Genomic DNA, 16,728 nt, shown 5'->3' on the forward strand with positions numbered 1-16,728 from the left:
GATGGTTTTCTCATCCAACGTGTTCCTGTTCCTGTTCTTGCCGGTGTTTCTCGGCTTGTACTACCTGAGCGGGCAACGCTATCGCAACCTGCTGCTGCTGGTCGCCAGCTACGTGTTCTACGCGTGGTGGCGAGTGGACTTCCTGGCACTGTTCGCAGGTGTGACGCTGTGGAACTACTGGATCGGCCTGCGCGTAGGCGCTGCCGGGGTCAGAACCAAACCGGCACAGCGCTGGCTGCTGCTCGGCGTGGTGGTCGACCTGGGCATCCTTGGTTACTTCAAGTACGCCAACTTCGGCGTGGACAGCATCAACGCGATGATGACGTCGATCGGTCTTGAGCCGTTCATCCTCACCCATGTGTTGCTGCCGATCGGTATCTCGTTCTACATTTTCGAGTCCATCAGCTACATCATCGACGTCTACCGTGGGGACACCCCGGCGACGCGCAACCTCATCGACTTCGCAGCATTTGTGGCGATTTTCCCGCACCTGATCGCAGGACCGGTGCTGCGTTTCCGCGACCTGGTGGACCAGTTCAACAACCGCACGCACACCCTCGACAAGTTCTCCGAAGGCTGCACGCGGTTCATGCAGGGTTTCATCAAGAAGGTCTTTATTGCAGACACGCTGGCGGTGGTCGCCGACCATTGCTTTGCCCTGCAGAACCCGACCACGGGTGACGCCTGGCTCGGCGCGCTGGCGTACACCGCTCAGCTGTACTTCGACTTCTCCGGCTACAGCGACATGGCCATCGGCCTGGGCCTGATGATGGGTTTCCGCTTCATGGAAAACTTCAAACAGCCCTACATCAGTCAGTCGATCACCGAGTTCTGGCGTCGCTGGCACATCAGCCTGTCCACCTGGCTGCGTGACTATCTGTACATCACGCTGGGCGGCAACCGTGGCGGCAAAGTCGCGACCTACCGCAACCTGTTCCTGACCATGCTGCTGGGTGGTCTGTGGCACGGCGCCAACATCACTTACATCGTCTGGGGTGCCTGGCACGGTGTGTGGTTGGCGATTGAAAAAGCCATCGGCCTTAACACTGCGCCCCGCACGTTCAACGTTGTTCGCTGGGCCTTTACCTTCCTGCTGGTGGTCATGGGCTGGGTCATCTTCCGCTCGGAAAACCTGCACGTTGCCGCTCGCATGTACGGCGCCATGTTCAGCTTCAGCGATCTCGGTCTGTCGGAGCTCAACCGCGCCAGCCTCACCGGCCTGCAAGTAGCAACGCTGGTCGTGGCATACATCACCCTCGCATTCTTTGGCCTGCGTGATTTCTACCGCAACCGTGCGCCGGCCAAGCCGACCGACAAAGCCGTGCAGGCCGATGGCCCTGCCGCTGCCGAGCCTGGCCTGATCAAGGCCGTGCCGGGCGACAAGCCGGGCAGCATTCATCAACCGGGTTACATCGTCGGCACCGAAGCGCATGTTCAGCCTGCCTACTGGACCGCCGACTGGTCGCGCTATGCCATGCGCGCGCTGATCCTGCTGATGTTCGTTGCATCGATCCTGAAACTCTCGGCGGCCAGTTTCTCGCCGTTCCTTTACTTCCAGTTCTGAGGAGCCTGACATGACCCGTTCATTACGTTTCCTCTACATCTTCCTGTTCCTGGCGATTCTGCTGGTGCTGGGTCTGTGGTCGTTGCGCAGCTTCGTCGGCTTCTCGACGTCGAAGGAAACCACCGTGCTGAATGGTCACTGGACCAAGGCGGTGGAAACCCACTACGACGAAGCATTTCCGATCAAGCGTCTGGGCACCAACCTTTGGGCGGCGCTGGACTACAAGCTGTTCAACGAAGGTCGTCCGGGCGTGATCCTGGGCAAAGACCAGTGGCTGTACACCGACGAAGAGTTCGACGCCGTTGCCAACAGCGAGCAGAACGAAGCAGACAACCTGGCAATCATTCAGGGCGTGCGTGACACCCTGAAAAAGCAAGGCACGCAACTGGTGCTGGCGATCATTCCGGCCAAGACCCGTCTATACCCGGAGCACGTCGGTGACAACAAACCGGCCACGCTGCACACCGATCTGTATCAGCAGTTCCACGCTCAAGTGAATCAGGCCGGCATCCTTGCCCCGGATCTGCTGACGCCGCTGCAAAGCGCCAAGGAGAAGGGCCAGGTGTTCCTGCGCACCGACACCCACTGGACGCCGATGGGCGCGGAAATCGTCGCCCAGCAGTTGGGTGACGTGATCAGCAAGCAAGTGCCGCTGAACGTTGAACCGCAGAACTTCGTCACCGAAGCCAAGACGACCGAACCCTACAAGGGCGATCTGACCAACTTCCTGCCGCTGGATCCGCTGTTCACCAACCTGCTGCCCAAGCCGGATGACCTGCAGCAGCGCAGCACCAACCCGGCTCAGGCTGGCGCCGAAAGCGATGACGCCCTGTTCGCGGACAATTCCGTTGCAGTGGGTCTGGTCGGCACCAGCTACAGCGCCAACCCCAACTGGAACTTTGCCGGTGCGCTTAAACAGGCCCTGCACGCAGACGTCGTGAATTACGCCGAAGACGGCCATGGCCCGATCCTGCCGATGCTCAAGTATCTGCAGACCGACGCCTTCAAGAGCAGCCCACCGCAGGTGCTGATCTGGGAATTTCCGGAACGCTACCTGCCCGCTCACAACGACCTGACCGAGTTCGACCCACAGTGGATCGCTGAACTCAAAAAGGCCCGTGACCCCCAACAGAATCTGGCGGACAACGCCAACAACTCCAAGTCGCCCACCCGGGCGCAAAACTGAGAGGACTCTTTGACTATGACTTCGCAGAACCCGATGCCAGTTCGTTCGAGCAAAACCAACCTGCTGAAAACCTGCGTGCTGGCCGCGAGCCTGGGCTTCGTCTCCCTTTCCGCCTTCGCCGGTGGCGATGCCGCCCTGTATGGCCCGACCGCTCCGAAAGGCTCGACCTTCGTGCGTGTTTACAACGCCAGCAGCAGCGAAATCTCGGCCAGCGTCGGCAACACCAGCCTCAACGAAATCGGCCCATTGGCCAGCAGTGACTTCGGCTTCATGCCACAGGGCGACTACACCGCCAAAGTCGGCAGCCAGTCCCTGCCGGTGAAACTGGCCAGCGATCACTACTACACCATCGTCAACAACACCTCGGGCGCACCTCAGCTGGTTGAAGAGCCTCCGTTCAAGAACAAGCAGAAGTCCCTGGTTCGCGTACAGAACCTGAGCGACAAGGCGCTGACCCTGAAAACCGCTGATGGCAAGACCGACGTGGTCAAGGCTGTGTCTGCCAAGGGCACCGGCGAGCGTGAAATCAACCCGGTCAAAGTCAGCTTCGCGCTGTTTGACGGCGACAAGAAAGTGGCTGACCTGAAGCCGGTTGCACTGGAGCGCGGTGAAGCCGCCGTTCTGTACGTGACCGGTAGCGGCAGCAGCCTGTCGCCAGTCTGGGTCAAGCGCCCGACCGGCACTCAGTAACAGATTTGAACCTGGCCGAGAGGCCGCAGGCAGCGCGCGGGGTTACTCGCGCGCTGCCACGGATTTACGGGATTAAGCGTTCGGCGTCAGGCACTGCGGAGCAAGCAGACCGCCAAGAGGACGCCGGGCGATGCAAGACAAAAACCAGAAAGACCGAAAAGACCTACAGCCCATTCGAACGATTTTTGCTTAACGGAGAAACAAAATGATTCCAGTGATCTTGTCAGGTGGTAGCGGTTCCCGACTCTGGCCTCTTTCGCGTAAACAGTTTCCTAAACAGTTCCTGGCGCTGACCGGCGAACACACCCTGTTCCAGCAGACCGTCGAGCGCCTGCAATTCGACGGCATGCAGCACCCTGTCGTGGTCTGCAACAAGGACCACCGCTTTATCGTCACCGAGCAGCTAGGTGCGCTGGGTCTGGAAACTCAGGCCGTGATCATGGAACCGTTTGGCCGCAACACTGCGCCAGCCGTTGCCATCACCGCGATGATGCTCGCCAACGAAGGTCGCGACGAGTTGATGCTGGTGCTGCCAGCCGACCACGTGATCGACGATCAGAAAGCCCTGCAACGCGCACTGGCTTTGGCCACCGTCGCTGCAGAGCGCGGCGAAATGGTGCTGTTCGGTATCCCGGCGACCAAGCCTGAAACCGGCTACGGCTACATCAAGTCCACTGCCGATGCCTTGCTGCCGGAAGGCGTCAGCCGCGTTCAGCAGTTCGTCGAAAAGCCTGATGAGCAACGCGCTCAGGAATTCGTCCAGGCCGGCGGTTACTACTGGAACAGCGGCATGTTCCTGTTCCGTGCCAGCCGTTATCTGGAAGAGCTGAAAAAGCACGATCCGGACATCTACGACAACTGCCTGCTGACCCTCGAGCGCAGCAAGCAGGAAGGCGACAGCATCTCCCTGGACGAGGCGAGCTTCGCCTGCTGCCCGGACAACTCCATCGACTACGCCGTCATGGAAAAAACCCAGCGCGCGTGCGTCGTTCCGCTTGATGCAGGCTGGAGCGATGTCGGCTGCTGGTCGTCCCTGTGGGACGTGCACGCCAAAGACGAGAACGGCAACGTTGCCAAGGGCGACGTCGTTATCCAGGACAGCCGCAACTGCATGATTCAGGGCAACGGCAAACTGGTCACCGTGATCGGCCTGGACAATATCGTTGTCGTCGAAACCAAAGACGCCATGATGATCGTTCACAAAGACAAGGTTCAGGGCGTCAAGCAACTGGTCAACACGCTGAACGAGCAAGGCCGCAGCGAAACCCAGAACCACCTCGAAGTCTATCGCCCATGGGGCTCGTACGACTCCGTGGACATGGGCGGTCGTTTCCAGGTCAAGCGCATTTCCGTCAAGCCGGGCGCCAGCCTGTCGCTGCAGATGCACCACCACCGCGCTGAGCACTGGATCGTCGTATCGGGTACCGCTCAGGTCACCTGCGACGACAACGTGTTTCTGCTGACCGAGAACCAGTCGACCTACATCCCGATCGCCTCGGTTCACCGTCTGCGCAACCCGGGCAAAATCCCGTTGGAAATCATCGAAGTTCAATCGGGTAGCTACCTGGGCGAAGACGACATCGAGCGTTTCGAAGACGTCTACGGCCGCTCCACCCCAGGCATCGAAGCCGGCGTGAAGACCCAGACCATCGCCCGTTAATACCGCTTCACCCAGTAGTACTAGCCCCCGTCAATCCTCTGCGTATTCCCCATCCGCAGAGGGTTTTCGGGGGCTTTTTATTGTGCGCAAAAGGTGTATGGACCTTGGCTATTAAAGTGACCGGGTTTATCGCGAAGAGGACTGAGCACTGAGCACTGTCATAAGTGACAGTTATCACTGGAAGTTAAAACGCTTATTTTATCTGTGCCGTTAGTGGGCCTTTAGCACCACATAAATACATGGAGAAAAAAAATGATTCAGGCACAGAACCGCCCTATTCCGAACTTCGAAGGCGCTGATGATTTCAAAATCAAACGAAATCAGGCGGCAACGATTGTGTTGCCCAAATACCCATCGGATGTAATCGTTCCTCCCTTCCTCGGCATCGTGATATATCGCGAGAACAGCGATGGAACACTTGCAAACAATATGTACACAGAACCCTATCAGGCGCCCGTTCGCGATGAGGAGACTCGCTTTAATCTGACAGTGGAGGAAATGACGGCAATCACCGCCCCCGACATCGACGCCGGCCCCGACATCACGATCAAGTTCATAGTGCTGCAAGAAAATTATTCAGCCGAGTCAGGCGAGGGTGCGCATGGATACGGTGAAAAATCAGCACCGTACGAAGTTATCGACTAAATCAAACCCTTCAACGCTCAACGCCAGTCGAAATGAAGGCGCTACGTACTGAATTGCAGCCTTCGACGGCTCTGACGGGAGTTGGGCGTTTGCCCCATATTTGCCAGTGGACTCAGGATCTGAGGACGCGCCCCTGTGCGCGAATGCATTCTATCTGGTGATGGCATGCATCGGATGTCATGACGCTTTTCACGAACAGGCCCGCTCCGCCGTTTCAGTGCATCTCTTTAACCGTGTCAAGGCAACACCAGCAATTTGGTCTCCCCCCCCCTCTCGGTACGATGCCCGCATCTGCACTCGCGAGATCGACACGATGATTTTCGGCGCCGTACTCCTGTTCACCTGGCTGGTCCTGCTTCTGCGTTATCCCTCCAAAGCGTTGCCCCGTTTCCCTGCCAACTGCACACGAACATGCCTGAGCTGACCGGCCTCAGTCACGCCAAATGACTGAATGTTGGCCTATTTGTCAGACCTGCCTGCGCAACCATCTTTCAGGAAATCGGGTGGCGTTGACCAACGCGGGAAAAGTGTCTGCATTCATCCGTAACAGCGAGGATCTCACGCTCCCATTCCCCACAAAGGTGGCCTTGCGTTGATGCCGGTTAGCCGCGTCATCTGTTAAACCTTGCATGCTGGTCTCGTATACAGGAGCACTGCCATGCTTCTCGTAAGGACCTGATCTGACAACTCGCGACAAGGACCTTCTTATTTGTCTGCTCCAGCCTCCGACAGCCTCAGGGGTAGCATCGGCCTCGAGTCTCGGCTGCTCGTAATAATGGCTATCAACGGTGAAATTGACTGCATGAGAAGTTTCATGGATCAACGTCCAGGCAACATTGAGCACATGATCCTGCTCAAGATGGGTGCGTGAAACTCCGAAGCTCTTGACCACATCTTCGAACTCTCCCGCCAGTAAAGTACGTCCCTTAACCATGGATGGACCGTCAAAAAGCTCGATATCAAGGTCCGCGTGCGGCTTACCGAATGCCGTCAACATGTTCCTATAACTGTCGAGGCTTTCTACGACGCCCTCTATCGTTTCAGAGCGAATGGATGCCGGCAGTTCACCAAACGTCGCGTCGAAGGCCTTGACTACATCCCGGCGGGGTGACGCTTCGCGAAGTTGATCACGCGTTCCAGCCACCAGATAACTTGCAGCGTCCAGCGCCTGCCTCATCTTCGCCTGCTGTTGCGGGCTGAAATCCCCCATTCCTGCGGCTACCACCACGACCTGAGGAACATCGTAAGGGGCTGCGCCTTGGGAGTCGCGATAGCGGATCGGTGAGTTACTGCAAAAGCAAAACAGATTCACCCCGCCTTGTTCACCCGTCGGATCCGGATTGATCCAGCGCATCAGCCACGGTGCGTAATACCGCAGGCCATAGTAGTAAAGCCCGGTCGCATCCCGCTCTTTTCCTGAATAACGCACGGTTTTGTAGTGCGCTTCAATTTGGCATCGGCCTGCCCACCAGGCTGTGCCTCCAAAGGGGTAATAACTTTCCTGACTGATCAATCGGCATTGCTGATCCAGCTCCATCAGGCTTGACCCCAAATGATCACTCAGCGTGTAGCGCGTCTGATCGTTGTCTATCGTCTCCGGTTTGCCCTCTACCCAATGCAGAACCCGCACCGCGTTGCGTCCGCCGGGAGCGGTGATGACGTGCAGCGTTTCGCCAGTCGCGCTATTGGCGCGGATTTCCAGGCCCGGCAGATAGCGTACGTCGTTCACATGGACGACATTTTTAGCCTGAACCGTCCGAATCTTGCGCACACGCAGGCCGGTTGCGTCATAGACGTAAACCTCACTGTCATCCACTCCCGAAGGCCTGGCCACCAGGGTTACCCTGCGCAACTGGTTACGCGGGCTCCACTCAATGTTTTGCCCGGGCGCCAGCCGCTGCAAATTACCGTTGGCATCGAATGCGGCAGCAATCTCGGCGTCAGTTGGCGGCGTGTCAGTCAGTTGAGCCAGAGACCGGTTGCTACCGTTGGCCACCGCCAGCCATTGCGAATGATCTTGCACGCCAACGTGACTGCGCTTGAGCAAATTGCCGCCCGCATCGTATTCGTAGTTCTGTCGGTAATTCGTCAGTCGGGAGGGGTCGATCGGCGATTGGAACACCGAGAGATCCGGGCCTCGATTGACCGACGCCAGCTCTCGACCGGTGGCCTCGATGAGCTGATACAGCGTGTCGTACGTGAATGTGCTGATGGACTTGGTGAGCTGATTGACGAAATGGCTTTGAGGGAGCGAAGCATCTGCAATGCTGATCACGTTGCCGACCGGATCGTAGGCGTAACGCAGATCCTGCCGTCTTTCTCCATCGGGAAGCGTCGACTGGACGTTCACCAGACGAGCGTCTTGTGTTGAATAAGCCGCAGAGGTGACGACGCCATTTCCGGCGGTTTCTGAAACCGCGCGATTGAAGGCGTCGTATTGAATATCGCCCACCAGCGTTTCCGCTGGCAGGCCGGCCAGCTGCAAGCGGGTTTGCTTGAGCAGCCCGGCGACGGTCTGGGCAAAAAACTGGGTGTTTCCAATGGCATCGCGCTGTTCGGACATTTCGCCTGTGGGAGCGAATCGCCAGGCCATCCGGGCGCCGTCTCCGGGTTCCAGAAGCTGGTCGCAAGCTTCGGCGGCGTCCGGCCAACTGGACATGTTCGGATCATTGAGAAAACGCCGCGCCTGCAAGAGCACATTCCGGTTTATATCGAACGACGTATTGCACAGCGAACCGGCCGGATCGTAATGCCTGACTATTTGATTGCATTGGTTGGCGTGATGCTCATCAGGCCCTCCATAGCTCAAGCGCTCGACGCAGGTTCGCGCCGTACCGTCCCGTGCGCCCTGTTCTTCAAACAAGGCAGTCGGCCGCAGCTGCTTGTCGTATTCGACCCGCTGAACCACTCCGCGTCCGTCCCAGCCCCCGTCACGCTGCCCGCCTTCCCCCACTGATTGAAGGCGCCACCCCGCATCGACGCTCTCATAAAGCAGCCGCTCCCCGCTGAGCGAGAAGACCACACTCACATTGCTCGTCGCGTCCGATGCCAGATCGGCGGCAGCCCATAGTCGTGGGTCCCAACGCGCCGTTTGCCTTCCTGCGGGGTCATAGGCAAGGCGGTCAACCCGCGCGGTCATGGGCGCATCCGTTTGAGCCACGTAGAAGGACACCGTACGAACAGGTAGCCTGCGCGGCTCTATTACCGTGAGTGTCGGAGTATGGGTATGTAGCGAGCAGGAGTGAGCCATGACCTGTGCAATCCGTTGCAGGAAATACCCTAAGACTAGTTTGGCTGCGGATTTCTGACTGACCGCCGGTCCGGCTGGACGGTTGCGCTGAGCGGTTCGGTTGAGCCCAATCCATTAGCCCAACCCCCTCCCCTTTCGGTACGATGCCCTCATCTGCAATCGCGAGATCGACACGATGATTTTCGGCGCCGTACTCCTGTTCACCTGGCTGGTCCTGCTTCTGCGCTATCCCTCCAAAGCGTTGCCTGTTTCCCTGGCTGCCGCAGTCGGGCTGGGCGTCGTGGCGGCGTTTGTGGTCTGGGAAGACAGCCGCGACGAACAGCGCCTTGAGCGCCTGCAATTGCGCGTGGACTATGCGCCGCAACAGTGTCCTACGGGGCGTCCGCTGCTGGTACTGATCGATAACGGCAACACCGTTTCGCTCAGCGAACTGCGCTGGAAAATCGCAGCCTACGCGCCGGGCGATACCGTCAACCTGGCCGAAGACACGTACACCGCGCCGCGTTATCGCGGGCCGGGCGATTTGTTGCCCGGCAGTCAGTGGCAGGATTGCTTGCCGATGCCGCCGCTGCGTCCGGGTTACCGGCCGCAGACCTTGGAGTTTCGTGCCGAACGCCTGCAAGGCACGTTCTCCGGCTGAGCGCCGCCCTTCTCTTTTTCCAAGGACTGAACCATGTCTGTGGTGTTGATCACCGGTTGTTCCAGCGGCATCGGCCGCGCCATGGCGAATACGTTCAAAGCGGCAGGGCATGATGTCTGGACAACCGCACGCAAGCCGGCCGACGTGCAGGCGCTGACCCTGGCAGGTTTTCGTGCCGTGGCCCTGGACGTCAATGACAGCGCTGCGATTGATCGACTGGTTTCCGAGCTGGATCAACACGGCAAAGGGCTCGACGTGCTGATCAACAACGCAGGCTACGGCGCCATTGGCCCGCTGCTGGATGGCGGGGTTGATGCTATGCGCAGGCAATTCGAGACCAACGTGTTTTCCGTGGTCGGCGTGACGCGCGCGCTGTTTCCAATGCTGCGCCGCAACAAGGGGTTGGTGGTGAATATCGGCAGCGTTTCGGGCGTGCTGGTCACCCCATTCGCGGGCGCGTACTGCGCGTCAAAAGCCGCCGTTCATGCCATGACTGAAGCACTGCGCATGGAACTGGCACCCTTCGGGATTCGGGTGATGGAAGTCCAGCCCGGCGCTATCGATACCCACTTCGCACAAAACGCCAGCCACGAGGCCGAGCAGGTGATTCACCAGGATTCGCCGTGGTGGCCGTGGCGTGAAGGCATCCGCGCCCGGGCCAATGCGTCACAGGGCAACCCGACACCCGCTGCCGACTTCGCCCGCGACGTGCTCGACGCCGTGCAACGCAGCCATCCACCGCGTCTATTGCGCTCCGGCAACGGCAGCCGCGCGTTGCCCCTGATGGAACGGCTGCTGCCCAAGGCCGTGCTGGAGTGGATTCTGAGCAAGCGCTTTAAGCTGGATAAAAAATACTGACTGCCACCGCCGGCTTCTGTAGGAGCGTGGCTTGTCCCGCGAACTGGCGCGAAGCGGAAGCAAGACCAAGCGCCCCGGTTATAACTGATGCACCGCAATCACTGTTATTACTGTCGCTGCGCAACAGATCGCGGGACAAGCCACGCTCCTACATCCTCCGGCGCGACACATCTGGCGTACCGCGCAGCTCAACGTGCTATCGCGTTGAATCTTGCGTTTCGGGATTCACAATCACCGTGCACGTAATCCCCGCCGCCAGCACCACCCCTTCCGGCACCTGATCCAGGTGAATGCGCACGGGCACGCGCTGCGCCAGTCGTACCCAGTTGAAGGTCGGGTTGACGTCGGCGATGAGCTCGCGGCTCTCCGGGTTGTCGCGGTCGTAGATGGCGCGGGCGATGCTTTCGACGTGGCCCTTCATCACCTCGCCGCTCATCAACTGCATGTCCGCCGGATCGCCAATCCTGACGTGGGGCAGCTTGGTCTCTTCGAAGAAGCCGTACACCCAGAACGAGTTCCTGTCGACGACGGCCATCTTCGCTTCGCCGATGCGCGCGTAGTCGCCGCGATGCACGTTGAGGTTGGTGACGTAGCCGTCCACCGCGGCCAGCACCTTGGTGCGTTGCAGGTTCAATTGCGCGGCTTCAAGCTGCGCGACCGCCAGTTGATAATCCGCTTGGGCGGAGGTGGCGACATTGACGGCGTCTTCTCGACTTTCGGCGGAGATCACCAGGGCGTCCATGTCCTTGCGTCGATTGGCGTTGACCTTGCGCATCTCCCAGGTCGCCTTGCGCGACGCCACCATGGCCTCGGCCTGCTTCACTGCCAGCTGATAATGCTCAGGGTCGATCTGCATCAACAGGTCGCCTTTTTTCACTGGCTGGTTGTCCTTCACCGGCACATCGATCACCACGCCGCTGACATCGGCGGCGACGTTGATCACGTCGGCGCGCACCCGGCCGTCGCGGGTCCACGGCGTGTCCATGTAGTGAATCCACAGCAGCCGGCCGATCCAGATGGCCAGGGCCAGAATCAACAAAGTCGCGATCAGACTGAAGAGCTTTTTCATCTCAACCAACGTGCCTCAACGGTAAACAGTGAGCGCCATGGCGCCGAAAATGCAGCTGAACAGGCTCAGACGCAGCAGCGCCGGATGCCAGAAGAAACGGTAGAGGTCGAGCCCGGACATGAAGCGGTCCAGCGCCCAGGAAAGCACCATGGCGACCAGAAACATGACGGTCACCGTCGGCATGTAAACGCCATGGAAGGCGAGTTCACGAGGCATTGAGTTGTCCTTGCGGCGAGGCCACAGACGCCGGCTCTGACGGAGCACCTGCCAGCGGCGATTGCGGGTCCAGCAGGCAGGTGCGGATGAAGTGCAGGTAGCTTTTCACCCGGCGCAACGCCGAGGTGTCGAAGTGCGGAGCAAAGGGCTCGTCGGTGTTCTGCACGCAGATGATGGCGTGATCGACGGCCGACAGGCTGCGCGCCAGATTGTGGGGATCGGGCTGGATGAACAGACGAATCAACGAGCGGCCCATGGCGCGAATCGCCTGCCGCCAGGGCTGCCATTCGGCGTAACTCGGGTGCACCGGCAGAATGTCCTGCTCGCGGCGCAACTCGATGATCGCGTGGCCGATCTCCAGCACCACGAACATCCAGCGCAGCAGGTTGCGTTGCACCTCGGGTTTACCGGCGGCCAGGCCGTAGGCCTGATGCATCAGATCGCGCGTACGGCTTTCGAAACTGGAACGAATCCCGCGCAGCGGCGCGCTGATGGCAAAGCTCACTTGTCGGCGCAGGTTGCCTTCCAGCCGCTGCCACAGCCAGCGACTGTTCGGCGGCAGAATGATCGCCCCCGCCGCCGCACACAACAGCATGCCGAGGACCATGGCGATGTAGTCATTGATGAACGCATAGGGGTTGTAGACCGTGAGGTTGTCCGGCGCCGAACCGATGCTGAAGAAAATCAGCAGCCCCAGCCCGTAGCCGACCCACTGCGGCCTCGTGGTCAGGAACGTGCCGAACACGAACACCGGCGCCAGCACCATGCACAACAGCGGAAAACCATCGATGCGCGGCAGCACGAAAAAGGTGATGAAAAACCCCAGCAGCGCACCCAGAAAGGTCCCGCACGCCATCTGAAACGACATGCGCCTCGGGTTCGATGTCGTCGCGGAAAGCGCCACCGTGGCGGCGGACACCAGGGTCATCGACGCGCCGCTCGGCCACGCCGTGGCCACCCAGTACACCGACATGACCGCGAGAATAAAGGTCGCGCGCACGCCGGAGGCCAGCGAAGACAGCCAACTGGTGGTGGACACGAAGGGCTCGACCCATTTCTCCCGCGCATGGCGGTGATCGGCCAAAGACGCATGGGTCTGGGCGTAGTCGTGCATGTCGTCGACGAAGCGATACAGCAACTCGTAAGCGGTATGGAAATCCAGCAGGTCGGCGTCGCTGGGCTCGGTCTTGACGAACTCGGCCCGCAGGCTGCGCACGTGGTCGGGCAGGTCGGCCTTGTACACGCTCAACCGATTGGCGAGCAGTGCGGCGTCGGCGTTGGTCAGCGCGCGCCCGGCGAAGGGCTCCAGCAATCCAGTCAGCGCATTCAGGCCAGGCTCGATGGCCTGAACAGCTGGCGTCACGCCCCGCCGACGGAGGCGTTCGAGCAACTGATGCAGGGCGTTGAAGCGCGTGGTGATGGTCATGAATTCGCTGTTCAGGCGATTCAATCGACCGTTGCGGCGGCGCATGTGCGGGTCTTCGAACACGGTGACCGCGCGCAGGCCTTCGAGCCCTACGGCATCGGCGATGAAGCGCACGTTACTGGCCTCGAACGACGCCGGATCGCTCTCGCCGCGCAGGCCGGTGATGACGAACTGAGCGAAGGTGCCAAAGCGCTGATACAAGGTGTTGCGCATCGCCGCGCCGGCGCTTTGCGGCAGGATCGCGGCGCTGACCAGTGTCGAGCAGACGATGCCGAGGGAGATTTCCAGCACCCGCCACATGGCGGCCATAAACGAGGTGTCCGGGTGAGCGAGCGCTGGCAGCCCGGTCATCGCGGCGGTGTAGCCGGCCAGCACAAAACCGTAGGCGCGGAAGTTGCGATAGCGTGCGGCGCCGGCGCAGCAGAAGCCGACCCAGATCGCCAGACTGCCGAGAAACAGCTCGCTGTTTTGCGCGAACAGCGCCATCAGCGTGACCATGACCACGGAGCCGGCGAGCGTGCCGAGCAAGCGGTAGAAACTCTTGGCGAACACCTGACCGCTCTGGGGCTGCATCACGATGAACACAGTGATCATGGCCGTGCGCGGCTGCGGCAGCTCCAGGCGCATGGCGATCCAGTAGGTCAGGAATGCCGCAGTCAGCACCTTGCTGATGTAGATCCACGTCACGCCATCGCTGCGCGCCCAATCGTTGAGGCCGCGACGCCACTCCAGTGATTTGAGCCAGTTAAAAGCGGCGTTCATCGCCAGGCCCTGCCGGAGCGTTTCATTGATCAAACACCGCCAGCGACGCCGGCGTTTTAGGCACGGCGGTTTTCTCCGGTGTGGGGGAATCATTGCCGGCCATCAACCCGCCGCCCAGCGCCACCACCAGCTCAGCATGCACCGTCATGCGCTCAGCCTGGACGTGTTGCTGCACCTGCTGTTGATGGAACAACAACGTCTGCGCGTTGAGCACATTGAGGTAATCGGTCAGGCCGCGTTTATAGGCAACCATCGCGATGTCGTAGGTTTTCTGCGCGGCGGCCACTGATTGATTGGCGAACTGCTGTTGCTTGTCCATCGACTCACGACGAATCAGTTGATCGGAGATGCTCTTCAGCGCCATCACCAGGGTCTGGTTGTACTGCGCGACAGCTTCGTCATAGCCCGCTGACGCCACGCCCAGCGCCGAACGCAAACGTCCGCCGTCGAAGATCGGCAAGGTGATCGCCGGCCCCACGCTGTAGTTGAATTTCTTGCCGGCGAGGAATGCCAGCATGCCGCCGCCAGTGGCCATGTAACCAAGGCTGCCCATCAGATCAACGTTCGGATAGAAGCCGGCATGGGCCACATCGATGCCTCGCGCCTGCGCCGCCACTCGCCAGCGGCTGGCGACCACATCCGGACGCTGCCCCAGCAATTCGGCGGGCAGCGCGGAGGGCAACGTCAACGCCGCGTTCAGTGACAGCGTCGGCCGCTGCAGACGTGCGCCCTCGCCCGGTCCTTTGCCCGCCAGCGCCGCGATCTGATTGCGGCTCAGGGCAATCGCCTCGTCCAGGGCGTCAATCTGACGATGGGTTTCGGGCAGCGGGGTTTGCGCCTGGCTGACTTCAAAATGGGTGCCGATGCCGCCGTTCAGACGACGCTGGGCCAGATCAACGATCTGCTGCTGTTGCGCGAGGGTCGCTTCGGCGATGTCGCGCTGGGCGTAGTTGAGCGACAGCTGGATGTAGGCGCGGACGATGTTGTCCTGCAATTCCAGCTGCGCCTGACGCTCCTGGGCCGCGCTCAGGTGCGCCATGTCCAGCGCCTGTTCGGAGTGATTGCTTTCCTGGCCCCACAGGTCAAGGGAATAACTCAGGCCCAGCGAAGCGTTGTTGTCCCACGTGCTGGTGTTCGACAGCTCACCCGGGCCGTAGAACTGATCCGTCGGCCAGTTGTGCCGTTTCAGGCTGCTGTCGCCGGAGACGTGCAGGGATTCCGCCGACTCCGCGATGCCCGCCATGGCCTTGGCCTGACGCACTCGCGCGGCAGCGATCGCCAGGCTGGGGCTGCCCATGGCGGCCAGTTCGATCCAGCGATTGAGTTGTTCGTCGCCATAGGCACGCCACCACTGACCGGCCGGCCAGTGGGCGTCTTTATCGGCCGCCTTGATGGCGTCGTCGGTGGCCAGCGCGTCGGGCGACAACGCTGTGCCTTGTGGGGCGATTCCGCCAGTTCCGATGCAGCCGCTGATGAGTAACGTTAAAGCGCACACACTGAGGGATTTGAGCCCTCTGACGAGACGACGCGGCACTGCTGCAATTACCTGAATGGAGGGGGAATCGATGATGCGGCGATTCTAGGGGGCGTCTAGCCCGGCGATAAGCCGGGACTTCTGCGAATCTTTGTTACGGAACCGGAGATAATCCTTTGGTATGGCTGACATGGATCAGTTACTTCATGTCACAATTTGCTATCTCATCTGAGAACGGCCAATGGACACTCTGCAAAACATGCGCGCCTTTACTTGCGTGGCGCAAGCGGGCAGCTTCACCGCTGCCGCCGCTCAACTGGACACTACCACCGCAAACGTTTCGCGCGCTGTCTCCAACCTCGAAGCCCACCTGCAGACCCGGCTCCTCAACCGCACCACGCGACGCATCGCCCTGACTGAAGCGGGCAAGCGTTACCTGCTGCGCTGCGAGCAGATTCTCGGTTACGTCGAAGAGGCGGAAGCCGAAGCCAGCGACGCCCATGCGCGTCCGGCCGGGCAGCTGAAAGTCCATTCGATGACCGGCGTGGGCCAGCATTACGTCATCGACGCGATTGCCCGCTACCGGCGCAATCACCCGGACGTCTCGTTCGACCTGACCATGACCAACCGCGTCCCGGACCTGCTCGAAGAGGGTTACGACGTGTCCATCGTGCTCGCCAGCGAGCTGCCGGACTCGGGCTTCGTCTCCCAGCGACTGGGCATCACCTACAGCATCGTTTGTGCCTCGCCCGCCTACATCAAGGCGTTCGGCATGGCCCACCGGCCGGCTGATTTGCTCAACCATGCTTGCCTGCGTCTGGTCAGCCCGGTGTTCCCCCTGGAAAAGTGGGCGTTCGACGGCCCCGAAGGCCAAGAAACCGTGACCATCGGCAACTCGCCGTTTCTGGTGAATTCGGCCGACGCCATGCAGGCGGCGATCAGCAGCGGCATGGGCATCGGGATTCTGCCGATCTACTCGGCCATCGAAGGATTGCGTAACGGCTCGCTGGTGCGGGTGTTGCCGCAGTACCGGTCCCACGAGCTGAACCTGTACGCGATCTACCCGTCGCGGCAGTACCTGGATGCGAAGATCAAAACCTGGGTCGAATACCTGCGCGGCTCGCTGCCGGAAATCATGGCCGCCCATGAAGCGGACCTGCAGACCCATGTATTGCCGGAGACGGTTTAACCCTCCGCCCCACCTGGCAACGTATCCATCCACCTCGCCAATCCCTCGGCAAGAATGTTAGCGTGCTACGCAATGCCCTTCTGAACTGCCGAGAGAAGC

Annotated in this window: 13 protein-coding genes; 8 read left to right on the forward strand and 5 right to left on the reverse strand. The window is 60.3% G+C overall.

All coding sequences use genetic code 11. From position 1 onward, the window contains the following. The first annotated feature begins 1 nt into the window (after position 1). From SLW75_RS15990 to SLW75_RS16010, 5 genes are all read left to right on the forward strand, one after another. Positions 2-1,564, forward strand: coding sequence for an MBOAT family O-acyltransferase (locus SLW75_RS15990; RefSeq protein WP_410934900.1), 1,563 nt, complete (start codon positions 2-4; stop codon positions 1,562-1,564). A 10-nt stretch (positions 1,565-1,574) separates the two neighbouring features. Beyond that, on the forward strand, positions 1,575-2,750 hold the full coding sequence (locus SLW75_RS15995; RefSeq protein ID WP_065991925.1) for an alginate O-acetyltransferase: 1,176 nt from the start codon (positions 1,575-1,577) through the stop codon (positions 2,748-2,750). Positions 2,751-2,783: 33 nt separating this feature from the next. Continuing rightward, complete coding sequence (locus SLW75_RS16000; RefSeq protein WP_065993158.1) at positions 2,784-3,440, forward strand: alginate O-acetyltransferase AlgF; 657 nt, start codon at positions 2,784-2,786, stop codon at positions 3,438-3,440. A gap of 205 nt (positions 3,441-3,645) precedes the next feature. After that, positions 3,646-5,100, forward strand: coding sequence for a mannose-1-phosphate guanylyltransferase/mannose-6-phosphate isomerase (locus SLW75_RS16005; protein ID WP_065991920.1), 1,455 nt, complete (start codon positions 3,646-3,648; stop codon positions 5,098-5,100). Between the two features lie 252 nt (positions 5,101-5,352). Then, on the forward strand, positions 5,353-5,745 hold the full coding sequence (locus tag SLW75_RS16010; protein ID WP_410934901.1) for a hypothetical protein: 393 nt from the start codon (positions 5,353-5,355) through the stop codon (positions 5,743-5,745). Positions 5,746-6,211: 466 nt separating this feature from the next. Here SLW75_RS16010 and SLW75_RS16015 read toward each other — a convergent pair whose 3' ends face one another. Next, positions 6,212-8,884, reverse strand: coding sequence for an RHS repeat domain-containing protein (locus SLW75_RS16015; protein ID WP_410934902.1), 2,673 nt, complete (start codon positions 8,882-8,884; stop codon positions 6,212-6,214). Between the two features lie 286 nt (positions 8,885-9,170). Here SLW75_RS16015 and SLW75_RS16020 point away from each other — a divergent pair, with 286 nt between their 5' ends. Both SLW75_RS16020 and SLW75_RS16025 read left to right on the forward strand, forming a co-directional pair. Further along, entirely contained in the window at positions 9,171-9,635 is a 465-nt protein-coding gene (locus SLW75_RS16020) for a multidrug transporter (protein WP_065991909.1), read from the forward strand. Between the two features lie 33 nt (positions 9,636-9,668). Continuing rightward, positions 9,669-10,493: an SDR family oxidoreductase gene (locus tag SLW75_RS16025; RefSeq protein ID WP_410934903.1), complete on the forward strand. Its 825-nt coding sequence runs from the start codon at positions 9,669-9,671 to the stop codon at positions 10,491-10,493. Positions 10,494-10,689: 196 nt separating this feature from the next. On the opposite strand, the gene SLW75_RS16030 is transcribed toward SLW75_RS16025, so the two are convergent. From SLW75_RS16030 to SLW75_RS16045, 4 genes are read right to left on the reverse strand one after another with little or no spacing between them, the layout of a single operon-like run. Next, positions 10,690-11,562 (reverse strand): efflux RND transporter periplasmic adaptor subunit, encoded by an 873-nt coding sequence (locus SLW75_RS16030; protein ID WP_410928421.1) that lies wholly within the window; start codon positions 11,560-11,562, stop codon positions 10,690-10,692. Between the two features lie 15 nt (positions 11,563-11,577). After that, positions 11,578-11,778, reverse strand: a complete 201-nt coding sequence (locus SLW75_RS16035; protein ID WP_065991906.1) for a DUF1656 domain-containing protein — start codon at positions 11,776-11,778, stop codon at positions 11,578-11,580. Further along, positions 11,768-13,966 carry an FUSC family protein gene (locus SLW75_RS16040; RefSeq protein ID WP_410934904.1) on the reverse strand — a complete coding sequence of 733 codons (2,199 nt, stop codon included), beginning with the start codon at positions 13,964-13,966 and terminating at the stop codon, positions 11,768-11,770. Before SLW75_RS16040 ends, SLW75_RS16035 begins: the two co-directional genes overlap by 11 nt. Positions 13,967-13,988: 22 nt before the next feature. After that, positions 13,989-15,500 carry an efflux transporter outer membrane subunit gene (locus SLW75_RS16045; RefSeq protein WP_410934905.1) on the reverse strand — a complete coding sequence of 504 codons (1,512 nt, stop codon included), beginning with the start codon at positions 15,498-15,500 and terminating at the stop codon, positions 13,989-13,991. Between the two features lie 181 nt (positions 15,501-15,681). On the opposite strand from SLW75_RS16045, the gene SLW75_RS16050 reads away from it, so the two are divergent. Next, the gene (locus tag SLW75_RS16050; protein ID WP_133772022.1) at positions 15,682-16,629 is read left to right on the forward strand and encodes a LysR family transcriptional regulator; all 948 of its coding nucleotides are present in this window, start codon (positions 15,682-15,684) and stop codon (positions 16,627-16,629) included. The last annotated feature ends 99 nt before the right edge of the window (positions 16,630-16,728 follow it).

Source organism: Pseudomonas sp. W5-01 (genome assembly GCF_046540435.1).
GTDB classification, from domain to species: domain Bacteria; phylum Pseudomonadota; class Gammaproteobacteria; order Pseudomonadales; family Pseudomonadaceae; genus Aquipseudomonas; species Aquipseudomonas graminis_B.

Bases quoted from the DNA above. Each gene is read 5' to 3' on its own strand.
- SLW75_RS15990 (WP_410934900.1), top strand. From the start codon at position 2: ATGGTTTTCTCATCCAACGTGTTCCTGTTCCTGTTCTTGCCGGTGTTT.
- SLW75_RS15995 (WP_065991925.1), top strand. From the start codon at position 1,575: ATGACCCGTTCATTACGTTTCCTCTACATCTTCCTGTTCCTGGCGATT.
- SLW75_RS16000 (WP_065993158.1), top strand. From the start codon at position 2,784: ATGCCAGTTCGTTCGAGCAAAACCAACCTGCTGAAAACCTGCGTGCTG.
- SLW75_RS16005 (WP_065991920.1), top strand. From the start codon at position 3,646: ATGATTCCAGTGATCTTGTCAGGTGGTAGCGGTTCCCGACTCTGGCCT.
- SLW75_RS16010 (WP_410934901.1), top strand. From the start codon at position 5,353: ATGATTCAGGCACAGAACCGCCCTATTCCGAACTTCGAAGGCGCTGAT.
- SLW75_RS16015 (WP_410934902.1), bottom strand. From the start codon at position 8,884: ATGACCGCGCGGGTTGACCGCCTTGCCTATGACCCCGCAGGAAGGCAA.
- SLW75_RS16020 (WP_065991909.1), top strand. From the start codon at position 9,171: ATGATTTTCGGCGCCGTACTCCTGTTCACCTGGCTGGTCCTGCTTCTG.
- SLW75_RS16025 (WP_410934903.1), top strand. From the start codon at position 9,669: ATGTCTGTGGTGTTGATCACCGGTTGTTCCAGCGGCATCGGCCGCGCC.
- SLW75_RS16030 (WP_410928421.1), bottom strand. From the start codon at position 11,562: ATGAAAAAGCTCTTCAGTCTGATCGCGACTTTGTTGATTCTGGCCCTG.
- SLW75_RS16035 (WP_065991906.1), bottom strand. From the start codon at position 11,778: ATGCCTCGTGAACTCGCCTTCCATGGCGTTTACATGCCGACGGTGACC.
- SLW75_RS16040 (WP_410934904.1), bottom strand. From the start codon at position 13,966: ATGAACGCCGCTTTTAACTGGCTCAAATCACTGGAGTGGCGTCGCGGC.
- SLW75_RS16050 (WP_133772022.1), top strand. From the start codon at position 15,682: ATGGACACTCTGCAAAACATGCGCGCCTTTACTTGCGTGGCGCAAGCG.